This is a genomic window from Metabacillus sp. 84 (assembly GCF_050107715.1).
In the GTDB taxonomy this organism is placed as follows: Bacteria; Bacillota; Bacilli; order Bacillales; family Bacillaceae; genus Metabacillus_B.
The window spans coordinates 467,348-488,337 of the sequence record NZ_JBNILN010000001.1 but is presented as its reverse complement, the minus strand read 5'-3'; the positions used below and the strand labels follow the sequence as shown (position 1 = coordinate 488,337).

Sequence of the window (20,990 nt, the reverse complement as noted above, 5' to 3'; positions counted from 1 at the left end):
CAGAGTTAGTGCCAGAGCTTTAATGCTTTATCAGGGTGAGGGCCAGACCCGGCCAGCTCCAGATTTAACCCGGAGGGCTCTCCTCCGGCCCCCGTCACAGTAAAGCAGTGGGGGAAGGAGGCAGAAATCTCTGATACCTACTCTCGGAACGTTTTCAAGGCTTAAGGGACAGAGCAAGATTGGTTGACATAATAGGGGACGGAGGAATCCTCCGTCCCCAATTTTCTGCCTCTGAGGGGACGGAGCTAAGACCTTACCATCCCTTGTGCGACAAAGTCTTATACAATATGGTGCCAGAGGTTTAGTGCTTTAGCAGAGCGGGGGACGGAGGCAGCCGCTTCCCGGTATCATGTTCCAAAGGTGTCCGATGCAGCCGCTTCCCAGCATCATGTTTCAAAGGTGTCCGATGCAGCCGCTTCCCAATGTCAGACATTGAACCTAAAAAAATTTAAACTCCCCCCCTGCAGCCTGCCCCGCTCCAAAGAAAAAAACCCGGTTCATCCGGGTTCTCATTTGCTGGCTGTGCTTGGAGCAATCTCCAGGCTGGCCTTTAGTTTGTCTGTGATGGCGTTGCGGTTCTCTTCAGGCACCTCAAGGTACCAGATGCCATCGATTTTCGTTCCATTGCCTTCAATTGTGTGCTGAACCATTGTTCCGCTTGCTTCGCGGTAGTTTGAGACCATGCTCCACATGTCGTCAAAGGAAAGGTTCGTTTTCACGTTGTTTTCGACAACTCCAAGCATGTCGCTGAATTTATTGATGGATTGAATGTTGGCTCCTTTTGCGATGACCGCTTCAATAATTTTTCGCTGACGCAGCTGGCGGCCTGTGTCTCCTGCCGGATCTTCATAACGCATTCTGGAGTATTTGAGTGCTGATTCCCCGTCCAGCTGAGTCGGTCCTTCCTGGAAGGATTCGCCTTCGTATTCGAATGCGAGGTGGTTATTAATTTCAACGCCACCGACTGCGTCGACAATTTGTTTGAAGCTCTCCATGTTTACTTTTACAAAATAATCGACATTGACGCCGAGGAAGTTCTGCACGGTTTCAATGGCCATTTTTGTTCCGCCGAACGCATAAGCGTGATTGATTTTGTCTGTCGTATTATGGCCGATGATTTCTGTCCGCGTATCCCGCGGGATGCTGACCATGTGCATTTCTTTTTTATTTGGGTTTACGGTCATATAGATAAGGGAGTCCGAGCGGCCGACATCGCCTTGTCTTTCATCCACTCCCATCAGGAGTATGGAAATGGGTTCTTTTTTGGCCAGGTCTGCAGGAGGCTCGAGACTTTCGATGTCTACCTTTTCCTGAATGACGGATACTGTATCGTTCGTCCGTTTGATTAAATAGCCTAAATACAGCGCTGAACCGATCAGCAATACACCAATTACAGAAAGCGTCACCCACAGCCAGGTTTTTTTCTTTTTCTTTTGTTGTGTTCTCAATCACTTTCGCCCTCGTTTCTAAAATATATGCAGTCCAATAGAATAAATGGATAGAATTGTTAGTGTAACTGAAAGAATTTTGACATAATTTGAGGAAAAAGTCTATCTTTTTTAAAAATATTATTCTTAAAAGGAAGGTTTGCAGATTCTCTCGTCCTGTATATATAGACGGATGGAGACTAGGAAATGTTTCACATATCAAACAGAAATCAAGAAGAAAATTGTAAATTTTTCTAATAAGTTCCTTCGCTGAAAATTAATGAACCCTTAAAGAACTCCCCGTTATGGCTTAGCATCAGTTTTGTAAAATGATGTTAACTATTTCTACCGGGAGGCACGTATGAGAAAACATGCAGCGATCTGGATTGGTTCGATAGCGATCTTTCTGTTATTAAACGGCTTTGGTTTCCTTTCTTCCTTTTTTAACCTTACGGCAGAAGCATTTAACCGTACGATGGGCCAGCCGGCTAAGGCGTCTCATCTGCTGATTACAGAAATATCCCCAAATAATGCAGGGGCTGATTCCTATGAATTTTTCGAACTGCATAATCCGACAGACGCTCCGATTGATTTATCTCAATTTACCTTTATCTATCAGTATACAAAGACCCCCGCAAGCGACAAAGAAATTCCTATTCCTGATCAGGTTATTGATCCTGGGAAATCCGCTGTTCTATGGTTCAACAATGGCGGCAAAACGGCAGAGGATTTTAATAAGCAGTACGGCGTCCGTCTCACGGCGGATGAGCTGATTCCGTTCACAGAAGGATTTGCCGGATTTTACAATGGAGGAGACAGAGGCCTTTTAATCAAGGACGGAGATGATTCAGTCGTATCCGCTTCTTATACAATGGATGATATAAGTGATGCGGGGCTTGATGTCCATTTCAGAGCACCAGAATCAGGCACAGCAATGAAAACCTATAAACGTCTGGCTGCTCCAACACCGGGTGCAATAGATGAGGAGCAGGCACTAAAGGAAACGAAAAGTGATTCCGTACCGCCTGAAATTAAGCATGAGCCAGTTTCCGGCGGCAAAGCTTTTTCGCCTGTGCCGGTTCAGGCTGAGGTTACAGATGACCAAAAGGTTGCTCAGGTGCAGGTCCATTATAAACGGACCGATCAGTCTGATTTTTCAACCGTTCCGATGAAAGCCTCTCAGGGTTCTCCGGCTGAATACAAGGGCGAGATCCCGGGAATGGAAGCTGTGTCGGATATGACGTACTACATAGAAGCAAGCGACGGGCAAAACACCGAGAAGACAAAAGAGTTCCCGGTTGCGATAGAGCCGGTAAAAGGCAAGCCTGAAAATGTTCCTCCGCTGCTTATAACGGAGGCGGTCCCGAATTCATCGAATACGGGAGCGGCAGATGGCTATGAATTCATTGAAGTCTATAACAATACAAACGAAGATGTGAATTTCAAAAACTATAAGCTTCAGTATCGTTCCGGTGCCGAAGCGGCGACAGATGTCGTCTGGCCGTCTATTCCGGATGATGTGGTCATTCCTTCCGGAAAAACGCTGACGTTCTGGATCATCAATTCCTCCAACGGGGATAAAACCACAGCGGATTTTAACCGGAATTACGGGAGTTCGCTTAAAGAAAATGAAGAGCTGGTGAAGGTTTACAGCGACGGCATGTCCAACACGTTAATGAGAGGACTGGTCGTGGCCACGAATGCCGGCAGGGAAGTGAATGTGGCGTATTACAACGATGTTCCAAATGTGCTGGATCCGGTGACGGATAAAGGAATCAATTATACGTTTCCGCAGGACGGATCTAAAACACAGCTTAAGGTGAACGCCGGGAAGGAAGCGGCCACTCCCGGAAAGGTCAGTTCCTACCAGGTGCCGTCTACACCTGTGCAAATAAAGGATGACCAAGAGAATCCGGCCATTGAGGATTTGACAAAGCGAACAGAAACGGACGAGTTAAAGGATTTCAAGATTACTGCAGAAGCGCTGGATGACCAGGAAGTGAAGTCGGTAAAGCTGTATGTGAGAACAGACAGCGGCGAATTCAAAGAAAAAATCATCAAGCAGGATTACAATGATACATTATTTCACCATACCGTCTATTCTCCTGATCTAATCGGGAAAAAGTCCCTTGAATATTATTTCGTTGTATCGGATGGGAAAAATGAAATTGAAACCGAGCCGGTCACAGTTAAGATTACCAGCACGTTAGATTCATCCCCTCTAAGGATGAACTTGAAAGAAGGGGAATTTGCAGCAGGGGAACGAGTTCTGAGGACAGCTCCCCGGGGTGGACAGCTTTTGTTGGACGGAAATCCTTTTGCAGCGAAGGCAGCCCCCTCTCTTGAGCATGAAGCTTATTTTGCCTTTGAGGTAAACAACGTTAATACGTTTTTCCAAAACGGGATTACGATGGGTGACGATGTCCTCCGCATTTTTGATGATTTTATTATGAACTGGCAGACCATATATGTGCCGGTAGACCCGAGCCGTCTTAAGGCCGGAGACAACGTCATCACTGTCCGTTCAGGGACGAAGGCGACCCCGTTTGATATGGACTCGCTTGAAAACAGGGACGATTTTGATATGAAGCATCCTCGGCTCATTCTTAGAGACGGAACAATTATTCATGACCCTGCCCACCCCGATCCGGATCAGAATGTAAATATTGGAGATGGCGCAGGCGGCTCAAAAATGATGGATTTTCATTTTGATTTGAAGGATGAGCACCTTCAGGCGAGCTCCTACATATGGAATACCGGAGAAGTAAAGGACGGCAAACACCAGCTGACGGTAAAGGATGAAAAACAGTCCTTTACGCGAAACGTCATCGTGGATAATACGGCTCCCGAGATAAAACCTACTATAATAGAAGGAAAAGAATACAAAGGTTCATTTAAATTGGATGCGCGGGTCAAAGACAAGCTTTCCGGCATCAGCAAAACAGAAGTGAAATTGGATGGCAAAATCATTGAGCTTCCTCAAAAGGCATCTGCCTCAAAGATGGAACCGGGAGACCATACCCTGTATATTAAAGCAGCTGATAAAGCGGGGAATGCCGCAGAACAGACGATCCGTTTTGAGACAGCGGCTGAAAACCCGAATCAGCCACGCCTGATCAGTCCGAAAATGAATGAAAAAGGTAAGAGTGATCCGATTCTGACCGTTCAGGCCTCGGATCCAACAGGTGATGACTTAACGGTGTCCTTTTTGAAAGGTTTCCGCTATGACGCGAGCCTAAAGGGGCAAGTAAACGCTTATAAAAACACAGCCGAAACAGAGCCGCCTGCCACCCAGGTACCGGAAGGGGAAAAAGCGTTTACTGATCAGGAGAGAGCACTCACAGAAAAGAATGACAATCAATATGTGACAACAGACTCGAGCACCGAGTTTCCGTATCACCGCTTTGATGTGAAAGTGGATAGCAGCGTCGATGAGAATGACCGGATTGAGCTTTCGTGGGAAGGACATTCTCTGGAAGGCCGTAAAGTGACGATGTACGCCTGGAACCATTCCATTTCCCATTGGTCTGTCATTGACGGGACCATTGCAGGAAAAGAGGATTTTGAGCTTAAAGGAGAGGCGGCTGCCGCTGATTTCGTAAAGGACAGCAAAATTAACGTGATGATTCAGGATGAAATCCCAGCCTCCTCTGATGACTATGATTATACGTTTGTCTGGATATCGGATACACAGTATTATTCAGAAACCTATCCGCACATTTACGATTCACAGACAAAGTGGATTGCAGACAAAAAAGAAGAAATGAAAATTAAGTACGTTTTTCACACCGGGGATCTCGTCAATATGGCGAACCAGGATTACCAGTGGAAAGCAGCCGATCAATATATGAAAACGCTCGAGGATGCGAACGTTCCATACGGGGTCCTGGCAGGCAATCACGATGTTGATCACAAAACAAGTGACTACAGCCAATACGGGAAATACTTTGGTGAAAACCGATTTAAAGACCAGCCGCATTATGGTGAATCCTACCAAAACAATAAAGGGCACTATGATTTAATCTCTGCGAATGGAAATGACTACATCATGGTGTATATGGGCTGGGGCGTGGATGATGAAAGCATTGCCTGGATGAATAAGGTGCTGAGCGAGCATCCAGACCGGAAAGCCATTCTTAATTTCCATGAGTATTTAATGGCAACCGGAACCAGACACCCTCTGGGAGAAAAGCTTTTCCAGGAAATCGTTGTTCCAAATCAAAATGTGATCGCGGTGCTGAGCGGCCACTACCATGAGAGCCGGGTTTACACCGATGAAATTGATGACAATGGGGACGGGAAACCGGACCGGTCTGTGCCGCAAATCCTTGCAGACTATCAATCCGGTCCAGAGGGCGGCCAAGGGTATATGAGGCTGCTGCACTTTGATGCAGATGACAACCGGATTATCGTCAATACGTATTCTCCTTATTTGGATGATTACAATTTTTATAACCCTGAAGATTTCCCGAATAAAGATGAATTCACGTTAAACCTGGATCTGTCCCCAATGGAAAAACGCGTAGCAACCGATTATTTCGCCGTAAACATTTTCACGGATGAGCGGATCGGTAAAAAACAAAAAATCAAAAGCGGGGGCATGGCATCAGTGAAGTGGAATGGATTAAGGGCCGGATCAGAGTACTCCTGGTATGCGGAAGTACGGGACCGGTATACGGGCAGAACCATTTCAGACATCTGGAGCTTTAAGAAAAAATAAGGCGAGCCACCGGAGTGCAGGATTACCTGCACTCCGACTTTTTGTGACCACAATCTCCATTCCCCGGGAAATTTTTCTCATATATTGTCGCATAAAAAATAGCTTTTTTGGGAAAGGAAATAGACCGGGTCCGTCGTATTTACATTAGTGGAATTATATTCCACATATGAGATGCCGGGGGTAACAGTGTGAAGAAGCCATAGAAAAATCATGAGCATGGTAATGGCAGCCGTATTGATGATCGGGGCTTTGCCGGGAGCTTCTGCTGCAGCAGCGGAAAAAGGGCCAAAAACAGAGACCGCCCTTAAAGAAATGCTTGCCGGCAGCCAGAGTGTAAAAACGAAAGACCAATCAGAACCCTTTGATCAGCACACGCTCATGATCAAATACAAAACACCAATCTCTGCGACTGCCCATCAAAAGGCGGGGGGAAGGCTCGTACAGAGGGTTTCAGGTTTGAGCTGTTATATCGTCAAGCCCTCAGGGAAAACGTCTCTTGAAAACAGTAAGGTAAATTATGGAATTATTAAAGCGCAGTATTAATTTTTACACCTGTTGAGTGGAGCGGAAGGCTGAGACTCCGAGCTAAGAGCAGCGAGGACAGGGGGCTTTGATTGTAGCAGACGCTGTAACCAGTCTTTTCGTAAAAAATACGTAAAGTTTTTCATGAAAGGAAATTCTACCCTGTAAAAAGGGACGATTCCCCTATATACTTTAAGGTAGAACAAGCTTACGGTGAGAAAGATAACAGCACAATAGGAGGAACAAAATGAAGAAAGTTTTACTGGCAGGAATCGGAACGTTTATGCTGATCAGTGCATTCCATACCGCCCCGGCCGCCGTTGCTGCATCACAGGCTTATGTCCAGGCTGACAAAAGCGGAAACGCTTTGGCCGCAAAAACAAAAGCTTATGAGCAAGCCATTGGAACGAAAAAAATGTCTGTCATTGACAGTCAGTACAATGGAGTACTGAACGCCATCAAATCGACGGAAATTTTAATTGGAAAAGTCTCAGGGGCAAGCAGGCGCCAGGCTCTTTTGACAAAGTACATCAGCCCTGCTAAAGCTGCAAGGGATAAAACAACATACGAGATCTCTCAATACCGTCTGCTGGAAAAAATGGAGACGAGAATTTACACGCCCGATTACAAAATTGATCAGGATCTCGGCGTTTTGGACCGGCTGAAAAGACGTACAGCTGAAGTGAAAAAATCAGCAAACCTGCCAGCCCTCGACCCGGAAATCACCAATTCCCTGCTCAAAAAAGAAGCGGTAGTGGAAGGTGAATATACCTCTACCTACATTGACGGCTACAGAATTTTAATTGATCAGGACAAGAGCATTTATTATGCCAATAATATGTATGATTACCTGAAAAAGCACATAAGTGAAACAGACAAGCGAATCGGCTACGTTTCAGGAAGAACGACGCGAAACCAGCTGCTGGAAGCCTACATTCAGCCCGGCAAAAAAGAAATCGCCCGTTCCATGTACGAAATCTCCCGCTACCGTCTCATGAGCGAATTGTTCAAACTGGCCCAGTCATCAGAGCAGGCTCAGAAAGATAAAGCAAAAGCCCGGCTGCCTGAATTGGATGCTCTGAAGAAAAAAGCAGAGGACCTGAAAAAAACAGGCGTGTACAAGCCGCTGCCAGAACAAATCCTAAATGATTTGAACGAAGATGAAGTCCAATTGAGGGAAATCATCAACGGGAAATAAGGACAGGATCAAAGTGCTCAGAGTTTATGCTCTGAGCACTTTTATTTTGAAACGCACTTCTTGCCTCCGTCCCTTGCTATGCTAAAGCACTAAACCTCTGTCCCCGCTCTGGTTGAACTCATAAACGACAAGGGATGACATGATCACCCCTCTGTCCCCGAAATGGCAGAAAATCCGGGTCGGAGGCAGCCTCCGACCCCAATTATGTCTACTAGCCCTTCTCCGTCCCCATGCCATCAAAACAGCTGAGAGAGTAAGGACAACCAGCTTCTGCCTCTGACCCCAGATGCTTTACCGTAACGGGGGTCGGAGGCACCAGCATCGCCACCTTTTAATACCAGGTAGAGCGGGCGGGTGCCGGAGCTTCACCGCTGTAAAGAGGTGGGGGACAGAGACATGACGTAACGAGACCTTATGCAGCAAGGGGCGGCAGATCCGGTGCCGGAGCTTTAGTACGGCAGCGAAAGTGGGGCCAGGCACGGTGCCTGGTCCTTAACGCTTTAAAGCAGTGCGGGCCAGAGGCGAGTGCTTTGAAAGCTCTGTGGCACAAGGGATAGACGGGATGGTACCGGAGCTTTAGTCCTTTATCACAGTGCGGGACAGACCCCGCCAGTAATCCCCGCCCCCAAGCTCTCTCCCCCCGCCTCCGCCAGTAAACCACCCCGCCCCCAAGTTCATTCCCCTACCAAACCAATCCCCTACACCAGACCCGCCTCCCCCACCCATTGTAAATACGTGTAAAATGTTCGACAAATTCCCCAATATTTCCACGTTTTGTAGTATACTATCAAAAGTTACTTTGACTATGGAGGAAATGCTTTGAAAAAGACAGCGGTCGTTCTTACTGCGCTCGTATCAATCAGCGGAATTACAGCAGGAAAACTATATTGGAATGAAAAAATAGAAAGTCAGACATCGGCTGTTTCGGGGAAAGCATTGGCTGAAACCGCACCAGCTGCTGATCAGCCGGCTGCAAACGCGATGGGGGAAGCGGAAGGTTTAACGAAAAACCTGCCTCCTGCCGCTGCTAAGGCAATCGTTCAGGCGGAAAAGACAGGGAAGCCGGCAAAGCTCGTTCTGTTCGGTTCGGATACTGCCTATGGCGAGAAGGATTCCTGGGCCAATCAGTTTACAGAACAGATCAAAGCGGAGTACCCGTCAGGCTTATTGGAGATCGAGACTATTTTTATTAAGGATAAGACGTCCAAAGAGGTAATCGGGGAAAAACTTTACAGCAAGGCAGCAGAAGCGAAGCCGGATCTTCTGTTATTTGAGCCGTTCATCCTTGAGGATAATGGAGAGGTTGGCATTCAGAATACCTTCGATAACCTTTCTGTGATGATTGAGGGGATCCGCAGTCAAAGCAAGGATGCCGTGATTATGCTCCAGCCTTCCTATCCTCTGCAGAATGCCATTTATTATCCAAAAGAAGTGGAGCAGCTTCAGGAGTTTGCGGATAAAGCAGGATATGCCTTTTTAAACCACTGGGGAAACTGGCCGGCGGGTGATTCTGAGGAGATGGCTGCTTACCTGCAGGAAGACGGGAATGGACCTTCTTCTAAGGGGCATAGTGCCTGGGCTGAATACCTGGCGAAAGTATTTATTAGCAAAAAATAATCAGGCGGGTTTAGGAAATTCGATAGGATGGGTAAAGAAGCTTAGCGGCGCACCTCAAAAAAAATTTAGAAAACGGTGCTCGCAAAAGCGAATAGACCGGCGAATCATTTTAAGGGAAAATTCCCACATTCCTTTACAAAAAATTTACCTGGCATATGCAACCATTTCAGAAACAGTTCGTCATATGTATATGTATGGCAAGGAAGCCTTATGTTTGCGTGGCTGGGCCCGCTTGCTTTCAGTTATCCAGATTAATGCAGAGTTCTCTTTAAAACGGGCGCATTAAGTGCTGGATTTACTCAAACAATAAAGGCAGATTACTGCAAGTACCAAAAGCCGGGTATACTGCTAAAGGATGCGGTTTGTCCATGCTTTATGGGCGCTGCACATTTCAGTACAGATCCTTTAATTTTGTCCAGTCTATGAACGTTTCATTGCACAGTATGTCCTCAATCTGAATTTTATTGACCTTTTTTTTAACAAGTGATATTGTTCTTATGAGTGAATTCATGAACCAAGCTTCAAACTTGACACAAAAATTTATAAAGTTAGCCGAAAGAAATTTAGAGGTGATTTTGGTGGCGATTAATCGGGCAGAATCCAATTTGTATCGTAAGTATCAATCCGTTGCCTACGCACAAACAGCAGAAATTAACCCGAAAAAGACAGCATATAACGAATATGGCAAACGTTTGACGGATATTTTTTTAGCAATAATCGGTCTTATATTCTCAGCACCCATCGTACTCATAACCATGCTTGCAATCAAGTTGGAATCCCCGGGTGCGGCGCTGTTCTTTCAGGAGCGCGTCGGATTAAAGGGACATAAATTTAACGTAATCAAGCTTCGTTCCATGAGGACGGACGCAGAAAAAAACGGAGCGCAGTGGGCATCTAAAAATGATCCCCGCGTGACGAAAATCGGAGCTTTCATCAGAAAAACGCGCATCGATGAGCTGCCTCAGTTTTACAATGTACTGAGAGGGGACATGAGCCTGATCGGTCCAAGACCTGAGCGCCCGATGTTTGCAGAGGCTTTTGAACGTGAAATTCCAGGATTCGCTCATCGCCTTGCTGTTAAGCCCGGGTTAACCGGGTGGGCACAGGTGAACGGAGGCTACGATATAACTCCAAAGGAAAAACTGCAGCATGATTTGTACTACATTTCCAACATGAGTCTTGTACTTGATCTGAAAATTATTTTCAAAACAATACGTGTTATCTTTACTGGTGAAGGCGCTAGGTAAGATCTGTCTAGGAGGATTCCCTCAATTATGAAAGTTTTGGTAACAGGCGGCTGCGGATTTATCGGCTCGCATATTGTAGACCTATTGGTGCAGGAGCAGCACGACGTAATGGTTGTGGATGATCTGAGCACAGGGAAAGAACAAAACGTCAATAAAGAAGCACAGTATATTGTAGGCAGCATTAATTCTCCGGAATTTGATGCGGCAGTCGAACAGTTTCAGCCTGAAGCGATCATTCATCAGGCGGCGCAGGTGAGTGTTCCCAGATCGATTGAAAATCCTTTTACAGATGAGGAAATCAATATAAGGGGCTCTCTTCATGTGATTGAAAGTGCTAAGAAGCACGGGGTCCGCAAAATTGTATTTGCTTCTTCGGCAGCCGTTTACGGAAATCCGGAGTATCTTCCTGTTGACGTAAACCATGAGACGAAGCCGATGGCTCCATACGGCGTGTCCAAATTCGCTGTAGAAAAATATCTTCAAATGGCGCAAATCCTTTATGGAATTGATTTTACGATTCTCCGCTACGGCAACGTATACGGCCCGCGCCAAGATGCGCTTGGAGAAGGCGGCGTTATTGCCATTTTTGCCGAGGCGTTTGGACGGGGAGAGGCACCGTTTATTTTTGGTGATGGAGAACAGACGCGCGACTTTGTCTATGTAGGCGATGTTGCGAAAGCGAATGTGAAAGCATTAACGAGCGGGGATAACAGGATTTTAAATGTATCCTCGGCGGACAAAATTACGGTGAATGAACTGTTTTTCCTTATGAACGAAATTTCCGGAAACAGCCTTGATCCGGTCTACAAAGAAGAACGCAGCGGTGATATAAGGGATAGCGTGCTATCCAACAGCGACACCATTTTGGCCCTGGACTGGAATGCTGAGGTTACGCTTCCACAGGGTCTTGCCAACACTCTGGAATTTTATAAAAGTGCATCAAAATGATGGATCGAAATCTCCCGCTGCCATTCGCATAAACCAGGTTAAATGGATTGCGAAGCGGGAGATTTTTTTATGGAAAAATATCTGCCGGCAGGTCAACAAGCCGTTAAACTAACCTATAGAGGAGATTCTCATGAAACACGCCATTGTCTATTTTCCATATGAGCTTCAAACAAACCCAAGAAGCGGATCGGGTGTCCGCCCGAAACGGATGGTAGAGGCCTTTACGCGCTTTGGAGAAAGGGAAAACCTTAAAATTGTTGTCATCTCCGGCCAGTCCCGTGCCCGGAAAGAACGAATCCGGGAGTACTTGGAAAATCACGATGTGAAGGATGCACAATTCTGCTACATGGAAACGAGCACAATGCCCTACTGGCTGACAGATAAGGACCACGTTCCCCGGGCGGTTGGATTGGATTATCCTTTTTGGAAAAAACTAAAAGATAACGGAGTAGCGATTGGCTGCTTTTATCGGGATGTTTACTGGCAGTTTGACGATATGTATGTGCCGCCATTCCGTAAAAAAGCGCTCACTCCTGTCATGAGAAATATTTACAGAAAAGAGTTAAGCACGTATCATAAAGTATTAGAGAAGCTGTACCTTCCGTCACTGGAAATGAACCGCTTTGTTCAATGGGAAAAGGATTTTGATGAGCTTCCTCCCGGAATGGGACATGCAACATCCAGAAACCACGAACTCCCGGAAGTTCCGACAGCGATTTATGTCGGGGGAATCACGGATACTGCCGGCATACTGAATATGCTTGAAGCCTTCAGGATTCTGAATCATGATGCCGTAAACGTAAAACTGCAATTCATCTGCCGGGATTTTGAATTTGAAAAATATCCTGAAGTGCAGAAATTTAAGGATGAACCCTGGATCAGCATTCAGCACTTGTCCGGTGATGCGCTCCATGAAGTATACAAAACGGCAGATTTGGCATTGATTCCTTACAGAAAAAATACGTATCATGATTTTGCCATGCCGGTAAAATTATTTGAATATTTGTCCTACAGCCTCCCCATTGTCGCGACGAATTGCGACGCACAATCACGATTTATTGAGGACAATCATTTTGGCGTGACTGCCGCCGTTACAAAGGAAGATTTCGCAGAAGCGGTTAAGCAGGCCTTAAAGCCTGAAATTTATCAGGAACTGGTTCGTTCCATTCAAGAGCATGCATTTGAAAAAAACAGCTGGGATGCAAGGGTTCAGAAGGTTGCTCATGATCTGACAGCGGCCCGCAAATAAGAGGTGAAAGAAATGAAGATTGCCATTTTAGCTCCGGCAAATAATGTTCATACAAAAAAGTGGCTGGATTTTTACAACAGCAAGGGCTATCAAGTCCTGAATATCAGTTTTGACAGCCACACGGATCACGAGGACCGTACCATGTGGCCCAATGTCCAAACACATTATTTAAAGCTGAAGTTTTCAAACAAGCTTTCCTATTTTCTGACCGTGCCTGAAATCAAACAGCAGCTTAAAAGCTTTCGCCCGGATATTCTTCATAGTCATTATGTTTCAAGCTATGGCCTTGTCGGCGCAATGGCCAACTTCCACCCTTATATGATTTCAGTATGGGGTATGGATATTTACGATTTTCCGAAAGAAGGAAAGCTGAATACATACATGGTCAAGTATGCGCTCGGCAAAGCGGATGTTATCGGGTCCACAAGCCACGTCATGAAAGAAGTGACGGCGCAGTATACAAACAAGCCTATTGATGTCACCCCATTCGGCGTGGATATGGAAAAATTCAAGCCGCTCCCTGACCGGAAACCAAATGAGATCGTTACATTCGGGATTGTGAAAACGATGGCTGAAAAGTACGGGATCCGCTACCTGCTGGAGGGCTATGCAGAGCTGAAACAGATGGTTCCTCCTGAAGCGTTTGAAATGACAAAGCTTGAAATTGTCGGACCCGGCCCAAAGCTTGAGGAATATCAGGAGCTGGCGAAATCTCTAAAAATTGATGGTCAGACCGTATTCCACGGGAGGGTTCCGCATGCAAAAGTGCCTGAGCTCATTAATTCCTTTGATGTCTTTTTTGTTCCTTCCACTCTGGACAGTGAAAGCTTCGGTGTAGCTGCTGTGGAAGCACAGGCGTGCGAGGTTCCGGTCGTTGTGGCGAATGTCGGCGGTCTTCCTGAGGTGGTAAAGGATGGAGAGACCGGCTTTATCGTGCCAACAAAAGACAGCACAGCTTTGGCAGAAAAAATGAAGCTGTTCATGGAAGATCCGGTTCTGGGCCGGGATATGGGAAGAAAAGGAAGAGAGCACGTTTTATCTCTCTACCGCTGGGAAGAAAATGCAGAGCTCATGTCTGATATTTATGAACGCACGTTGGCAGGAAGGGTGAGGTAGCGTGGAAAAACCGCTTGTATCCGTGATCACGCCTTCCTATAACAGTACGAAAACCATCGGGGACACGATTCGTTCTGTACAGGCCCAAACGTACAGCCACTGGGAGATGCTGATCGTCGATGACTGCTCCACCGATCATTCCAGAGACTATATCAGGGAATTTGCCGGAGCGGATTCCCGCATTCAGCTGATTGAGCTGGATGAAAACAGCGGGGCAGCCGTGGCTAGAAACACTGCGCTCAGGATGGCGAAGGGAAAATACGCAGCGTTCCTCGACAGTGATGATTTATGGCACCCGGAAAAGCTGGATAAGCAAATCCGATTTATGGAAGAGAACGATTATGCGTTTACGTATACTAAATACGAGCTGATGAAAGAGGATGGCGGGAGGCTGAATCAGGTAGTGGAAATTCCTGACAGCATCGGCTACCATGGACTGCTGAAAAACACGATCATCGGCTGCTTGACAGCGGTAGTGAATCTGGAAAAAACCGGTCCAATTCAAATGCCGAATATCCGGACGAGACAGGATTTTGCTCTCTGGCTGTCCATTTTGAAAAAAGGAATAACGGCACATGGTCTGCAGGAAACGCTTGCTTCTTACAGGCTCGTTCCGGGATCCATCTCCAGCAATAAAGTGAAAGCCGCGAAACAGACATGGAAGGTTTACAGAGAAGTAGAAAAACTGAGCCTTCCGTATTCAGCCGTCTGTTTTGCAGGGTATGCCTGGAATGCCGTCAAGAAAACCTATTTAAATAGAAAAAGCTAAGGGGAAATCCAATGCTGACGCTGAGTAAAGCGGGCGAAGCCATTTAACCTTGCTATATAAAATACACAATTGGGGGAATGAAAGATGACAAAAGTAAGAAAAGCGATTATACCGGCAGCAGGCCTCGGGACACGTTTCCTTCCTGCAACGAAAGCACAGCCGAAGGAAATGCTTCCAATCGTGGACAAGCCGACCATCCAATACATAATCGAAGAGGCAGTCGCTTCGGGCATTGAAGACATCATTATCGTCAGCGGACGAGGCAAGCGCGCGATTGAAGACCACTTTGATAAATCCTATGAGCTTGAAGAAACGCTTGCCAAAAAAGGCAAGGATAAAATACTTGAAGAGGTTCAGGCCATTTCCGGTCTTGCGAACATTCACTATATCCGCCAGAAGGAACCTAAAGGATTGGGCCATGCGATTAACTGTGCGAGCCGATTTGTAGGCGATGAGCCGTTCGCAGTTCTGCTTGGAGATGACATTGTCCGTTCTGAAACCCCGTGCACAAAGCAGCTGATTGATGCGTTTGATCAGCATCAGCGCAGTGTTGTAGGCGTTCAGCAGGTCCCGGATGAGGATGTCTCTAAGTATGGCATCATCGCTCCGCAGAAATCTCCAAACGGGGACAAAATGATTTCGGTTCATACGCTTGTAGAGAAACCGAAAAATGAAGAGGCTCCTTCCAACTATGCCATTATGGGCCGGTACATCTTAACGCCTGAGATTTTCTCTATTCTGGACGAGCTTCCACCTGGTGCAGGCGGTGAAATTCAGCTGACAGATGCACTGAAGGTTTTGAATGAAACACAGCCGATTTATGCTTACAATTTTGACGGACAGCGCTATGATGTAGGAGACAAGTTCGGATTCATTAAAGCGACTGTTGATTTTGCCCTTGAGCGCGATGATCTAAGAGATCAGGTAAACAGCTATTTAAAAGAAATAGTGAAAAAGTAAATACGCTGAGGCTATCAGCAATATGGAGGATTTTACATCATGCAAATCGCAGTAGTTGGAACAGGCTATGTCGGCCTGGTTACAGGAGTATGCCTGTCCGAAATCGGACATGAAGTAACATGTGTGGATATTGATGAAAAAAAGGTAGAGAGCATGAGACAGGGCTTGTCCCCAATCTATGAGCCCGGCCTTGATGAACTGATGAAGGCAAACATCGAGCGAGGAAGACTGCATTTTACAACGAAGCACAAGGACGCATTTGCCGGGGCAAAAGCAATCTACATCGCGGTAGGCACGCCTCAGCGTGAAGACGGACAGGCAGATCTGCGTTTTGTCGAGCAAGTTGCCATTGATATCGCCAATAACATCAACAATGATGTAGTCGTCGTAACCAAAAGCACCGTTCCAGTTGGAACAAATGAACGGGTTCAGTCCATCGTTAAAGAGCATCTTAAAGATGATTACAAGGTTTACTCTGTTTCCAATCCGGAGTTTCTCCGTGAAGGCTCAGCGGTAAAAGATACCTTTGAAGGGGACCGGATTGTCATTGGAGCAGACAGTGAGGAAGCAGCTGCACTGTTGGAGGAAATCAACCGCCCATTCGGCATTCCGATTTTTAAGACCGGGATCCGAAGCGCTGAAATGATTAAATATGCCTCCAATGCATTTCTTGCAACGAAGATCAGCTTTATTAACGAAATTGCGAACCTTTGTGAAAAGCTAGAAGCGGATGTTGAAGATGTTGCGGCAGGGATGGGGATGGATGACCGGATCGGCAGCAAATTCCTGAAAGCGGGAATTGGCTACGGCGGTTCGTGCTTCCCGAAAGACACAAGCGCCCTTGTTCAAATCGCAAGCTATGTTCAGCATGATTTCAACCTGCTGAAATCTGTCATTCAGGTGAATGCAGAGCAGCAGAAAATGCTTGTATCCAAAGCGAGAGAGCGCTTTGGTAATTTAAAAGGAAAGCGTGTCGCCATGCTCGGCCTTGCCTTTAAGCCGAACACGGATGATATGCGTGAAGCGGCCTCCATTACACTGGCTCACGAGCTTGTCAATGAAGGTGCCGAAGTCGTAGCGTACGATCCGATCGCGGCAGATAATGCGAAAAAGCTGCTTCCGGCAGAGACCCTTTATACAGACAGCCCGGAAGAAGCCATCACCGGAGCGGATTTTGCCATGATCGTAACGGAATGGGAGCAAGTGAAAGCATTGACCTTCCAGGACTATATAGAAAAATTAAATGAGCCGGTCATTTTCGACGGCCGCAACTGCTACTCCCTTGAGCAGGCAGCAGAGCATCCGGTAGAATATTACTCTGTCGGCCGCAAACCAATCCTTAACCGAAACTAGATGGAAATTTTCCATCTGGTTTTTTTTATTTTTTCGGATTACTATTAAGCAAAGGGCATGGTTGTTGCGTCGCCAAAATGAAAAAGAGAGAAGCGTGCTGAGAATGGGGAAATTGCTTAGATTCATGATTGTATGTTGTGTCTCCGGTTTGTTTTTTGTCTATTTGCCGCAGCAAGCGGAAGCAGCTTCATTCCGCTATTTGGCCGAACTCAAAGGAGAGCCTTCACAGGTTAAAGAACAGCTGAAGCCATGGAGAATCACAAAAACCTTTTCTCTGGATGGCCGCCATTATGCTGTTTTAACAGGAAGCGGATCCATCAGAAAGCTAAAAAAGAACCCGGTCATTATCTCTGCACAGCACGACTTAAAAACATCGGGAGCCGCTGCCTTTAAAGCCCCGCGCTACTCGCAGCAGATTTCATGGGGAGTGAAAAACTCCCAAAGCCACCGTCTCGCCTCTAAGCCCTGTGCCTGCAAAATTGCCATCGTAGATTCCGGGATTGCCGAGCATGAGGATTTAAAGGGAAGGGTCATCTCGAGGGTTTCATTCATAAATGGCGAAAAGCGGGGGATGGCGCCTGACACCGGGAAGCTTCAGCATGGAACACATATTGCCGGCATTATCGGAGCGAATTTTAATACATTCGGCTCGGTAGGAATGGTCCCTGAAGCTAAACTGCTAGCTGTGAAAGTGTTAGATGAAAATGACGAGGGCTACGCCTCTGACCAGGCAGCCGGAATCGCCTGGGCCGCCAATAACGGAGCGGACATCATTAATGTAAGCTTAAGCGACGAATCCGGCAGGAATGAAATAACCGAGCAGGTTTTAAAAAGTGCTTACAATAAAGGTGTTGTCATCATTGCGGCAAGCGGAAATAAAGGGAAGCGAGTCGAGTATCCGGCGTCCTCCCCCTATACCATTTCTGTCGGTGCTGTGGATCAAACTAACAGAATTGCTTCTTTTTCAAGCTTCGGAAGCAGCCTCGATCTTCTTGCTCCGGGAGTGGACATTCGTTCTACCGTTTTTAAGAGCTCCTATAAAAATCTCAGCGGCACCTCCCAGGCTGCGCCGCATGCAGCAGGAGGCGCGGCCAAGCTTCTTCCTCTTTATCACGGACCGAAAAACGGAGCAAGAGTTGAATGGGTAAGAAAGAGATTAAAAGATTATGGGGACTTGAGAAGAGTGACCGTTAATGGACGCGCGTATAAAGTCCCGGTTTTAAATGTGTACAAAAGCTATTATGGAATAAAATAATCATGAAAAAGAGCTGATCCGTTTTCGGACAGCTCTTTTTTTGACGCTTTATCCCCTTGTCAGCGACCTGCTGAAAGTCCCTAATTTATTGTAAATATAATAATCTGTTTACAAATTAAACAATTAATTTACAATTTTCTCATAGAAACAGCTCTGATGTTGCGATAGAATTTTAGTTGGGACCGAAACCGCTTTAATAAATCCGTTTTACCATTTTTTAATTTGAGAGGGGAATATCTGAATGTTCAAAAGCAAAGCACTAACTGCGGGTATTGCAGCTGCCGTACTTTCTTCTGGTTTAGCAGCCACACCGGCATCCGCTGCCACAGGCACTTTCGCGTCAAAAACCGTACATAAAGCCGAAACTCTTGCAAGCTCCCTGCATAGATACTACACCAATGTTACCCCGAACGGACCTGAAATCACTCCTGAATTCGAAGCGAGATACAACTTGACCAAGGATGCAATCGAAGAAGGCTGGGACGTTATTAATGAAGTGTCCAGCCCGCGGATCAAACGCATTCTTAGAGAACGCCTTGAAATGGCTGTTGAGCGTCAAATGCGCGCCGCCTATTACTTCGATGCTGTAAGATACGGAGAAAAACTTAAGCGGGCCACCAATGATTTCCGCGCACAATACAGCGAAACTCCAAGCAAAGAAATGCAGTCCGCGTATTTTGACCTGATTGATCAAACCGAAAACTACGGCAAGCTCGTCGGAAAAGTATACCGCTCCAATGTCCGCGAAGCGATGGGATCCGAATACATCCTTCCTGCAAAGGTAGCTTATCAGCTGGTTGGCTTTGACCTTACTCAGTTCAAATACAATCTAAAAGCAGATCAGGCTATTTCTGACAATGATAAAGAAGCTGCACTTAAAATGATCGAAATTTCAGAGAAGCTGGAAGAAAAGGATCAGGAAATTACAAACGCACTTTTAGCCCTATTCCCGAACTCTGCAGAACTGAAGAAGGATGCAGACAAGGTAGAAGAAAACATTGATCCTGCCATCATGGAGGAAATCGAGCGCCTGAAAGAAGAGATTGACGCTGCGTTTGCAAGCTTCGATCTATCCATCCTTCATTCCAACGATACACATGCAAATGTTGAAAAAGCTCCAAAAAGAATTACAGCTATTAAAGAAATGAGAGAGGCGAAAGAAAACTCCCTTCTTCTTGATGCCGGCGATGTTTTCTCTGGAACTCTATATTTCAACGAATTTAAGGGACAAGCAGACCTTGAGCTTATGAATCTTGCAGGCTACGATGCGATGGTGTACGGAAACCATGAATTTGATCTTGGAACAGAGCCTTTGGCCCGTTTCGTAGAAAAAGCTGAATTTCCATTTGTCAGTGCAAACGTAGATTTCTCAAATGATGCAAACATGAAAAACCTTCACAGCGATACGATTTCCGAAGCTCCTGAAGACGGAAAATCCTACAGCGCCATCGTAAAAGAAGTCAATGGCGAAGAAGTGGGAATCATTGGTTTGACGACTGCTGAGACAGCGACTATCTCCAGCCCGGGAGAAGGCGTGAAATTCGAGGACTACATCGCAGAAGCGAAAAAAGCAGTAGCAGAGCTTGAAGGAAAAGGAATCAACAAAATTGTTGCCCTTACTCACATTGGATATGAAGATGGCGGCGGCGACAACGATGTAACCCTTGCGAAGGAAGTAGAAGGATTGGATGTCATCGTAGGCGGCCACTCCCATACACGTCTTGATGAACCTGTCTTTGACAAAACAGGAGAAGAACCGACTGTAATCGTTCAGGCTTACCAGTACAGCGACTTCCTTGGATCTCTTGATGTGGAATTTGACTACATGGGAAAAGTGATTTCACACGAAGGGCAATTGATTGATGTAAGCGCGAAAGCAGATGATGCTGAAGCGATGGAAATTGTTAATAAGTACAAGCCTCAAATCGAAGAAGTGAAAAACGAAGAGGTAGCCGAGACACCTGTTGCTCTTGACGGTGCACGTGATAATGTCCGAACAAAAGAAACGAACCTAGGAAACCTGATCACCGACGGTATGCTTGCGAAAGCGAAAACAATCGACCCTGATACTGTAATCGCTCTTCAAAATGGCGGCGGAATTCGTGCTTCCATTGATCAGGGAACCATTACGATGGGTGAAATCCTGACCGTTATGCCTTTCGGAAACTCCTTGGCCATCATGGACTTAAAGGGCTCAGAAATTAAAGAAGCTCTGGAGCACAGTGTCGATACGGCGCCAGCTCAATCCGGTGCATTCCTTCAGGTTGCCGGCATGAAGTTCACGTATGACAGCACAAAACCTGCCGGAGAACGTGTCACAGACGTTCAAGTGAAAGGAGACGGAGATGCTTATGCCGCTCTTGACCCTGAAAAAATGTACAAAGTAGCGACCAACACCTTTACAGCTGCAGGCGGAGACAACTACACTGTATTTGAAAATGCATACGGAGAAGGCCGTGTAAGCGAGCCTGGCTACGTAGACTGGGAAACATTCAGCGAGTACGTAAAAACGAATCCAGAGATTAAAGAAGGCGGAGAAGGACGCATCACGGACGCCGCTTCACAGCAATAATGGCATTTTAGGAAAAGGCTGGCTAAATTGCCAGCCT

Annotated in this window: 14 protein-coding genes; 13 read left to right on the top strand and 1 reads right to left on the bottom strand. The window is 46.3% G+C overall.

Going from position 1 to position 20,990, the window contains the following annotated elements; translation table 11 throughout:
• Positions 1–509 precede the first annotated feature (509 nt).
• A complete protein-coding gene (locus tag ACQCV8_RS02415; RefSeq protein WP_426842943.1) occupies positions 510–1,448 on the bottom strand; it encodes an LCP family protein in 939 nt (312 codons plus the stop codon).
• A gap of 340 nt (positions 1,449–1,788) precedes the next feature.
• Between ACQCV8_RS02415 and ACQCV8_RS02410 the strand changes: the two genes are divergently transcribed.
• The 13 genes from ACQCV8_RS02410 to ACQCV8_RS02350 all read left to right on the top strand — a co-directional run bounded on the left by ACQCV8_RS02410 (position 1,789) and on the right by ACQCV8_RS02350 (position 20,953).
• The gene (locus ACQCV8_RS02410) at positions 1,789–6,147 is read left to right on the top strand and encodes a lamin tail domain-containing protein (RefSeq protein ID WP_426842942.1); all 4,359 of its coding nucleotides are present in this window, start codon (positions 1,789–1,791) and stop codon (positions 6,145–6,147) included.
• A 210-nt stretch (positions 6,148–6,357) separates the two neighbouring features.
• On the top strand, positions 6,358–6,690 hold the full coding sequence (locus ACQCV8_RS02405; RefSeq protein ID WP_426842941.1) for a hypothetical protein: 333 nt from the start codon (positions 6,358–6,360) through the stop codon (positions 6,688–6,690).
• Between the two features lie 226 nt (positions 6,691–6,916).
• Entirely contained in the window at positions 6,917–7,867 is a 951-nt protein-coding gene (locus tag ACQCV8_RS02400; protein WP_426842940.1) for a hypothetical protein, read from the top strand.
• Positions 7,868–8,686: 819 nt separating this feature from the next.
• Positions 8,687–9,484 carry an SGNH/GDSL hydrolase family protein gene (locus tag ACQCV8_RS02395; RefSeq protein WP_426842939.1) on the top strand — a complete coding sequence of 266 codons (798 nt, stop codon included), beginning with the start codon at positions 8,687–8,689 and terminating at the stop codon, positions 9,482–9,484.
• 497 nt (positions 9,485–9,981) lie between these two features.
• Positions 9,982–10,731 carry a sugar transferase gene (locus ACQCV8_RS02390; protein WP_426842938.1) on the top strand — a complete coding sequence of 250 codons (750 nt, stop codon included), beginning with the start codon at positions 9,982–9,984 and terminating at the stop codon, positions 10,729–10,731.
• A gap of 24 nt (positions 10,732–10,755) precedes the next feature.
• A complete protein-coding gene (locus ACQCV8_RS02385) occupies positions 10,756–11,679 on the top strand; it encodes an NAD-dependent epimerase/dehydratase family protein (protein ID WP_426843356.1) in 924 nt (307 codons plus the stop codon).
• A gap of 130 nt (positions 11,680–11,809) precedes the next feature.
• Positions 11,810–12,928, top strand: a complete 1,119-nt coding sequence (locus ACQCV8_RS02380; RefSeq protein ID WP_426842937.1) for a glycosyltransferase — start codon at positions 11,810–11,812, stop codon at positions 12,926–12,928.
• Positions 12,929–12,940: 12 nt separating this feature from the next.
• The gene (locus ACQCV8_RS02375) at positions 12,941–14,044 is read left to right on the top strand and encodes a glycosyltransferase (protein ID WP_426842936.1); all 1,104 of its coding nucleotides are present in this window, start codon (positions 12,941–12,943) and stop codon (positions 14,042–14,044) included.
• Between the two features lies 1 nt (position 14,045).
• Positions 14,046–14,813 carry a glycosyltransferase family 2 protein gene (locus tag ACQCV8_RS02370; RefSeq protein WP_426842935.1) on the top strand — a complete coding sequence of 256 codons (768 nt, stop codon included), beginning with the start codon at positions 14,046–14,048 and terminating at the stop codon, positions 14,811–14,813.
• An 84-nt stretch (positions 14,814–14,897) separates the two neighbouring features.
• A complete protein-coding gene (galU, locus tag ACQCV8_RS02365; RefSeq protein WP_426842934.1) occupies positions 14,898–15,773 on the top strand; it encodes a UTP--glucose-1-phosphate uridylyltransferase GalU in 876 nt (291 codons plus the stop codon).
• A gap of 36 nt (positions 15,774–15,809) precedes the next feature.
• Positions 15,810–17,126, top strand: a complete 1,317-nt coding sequence (locus ACQCV8_RS02360) for a UDP-glucose dehydrogenase family protein (RefSeq protein WP_426843354.1) — start codon at positions 15,810–15,812, stop codon at positions 17,124–17,126.
• A gap of 64 nt (positions 17,127–17,190) precedes the next feature.
• A complete protein-coding gene (locus ACQCV8_RS02355; RefSeq protein ID WP_426842933.1) occupies positions 17,191–18,381 on the top strand; it encodes a S8 family serine peptidase in 1,191 nt (396 codons plus the stop codon).
• 241 nt (positions 18,382–18,622) lie between these two features.
• A complete protein-coding gene (locus ACQCV8_RS02350) occupies positions 18,623–20,953 on the top strand; it encodes a 5'-nucleotidase C-terminal domain-containing protein (protein ID WP_426842932.1) in 2,331 nt (776 codons plus the stop codon).
• Positions 20,954–20,990 lie beyond the last annotated feature (37 nt).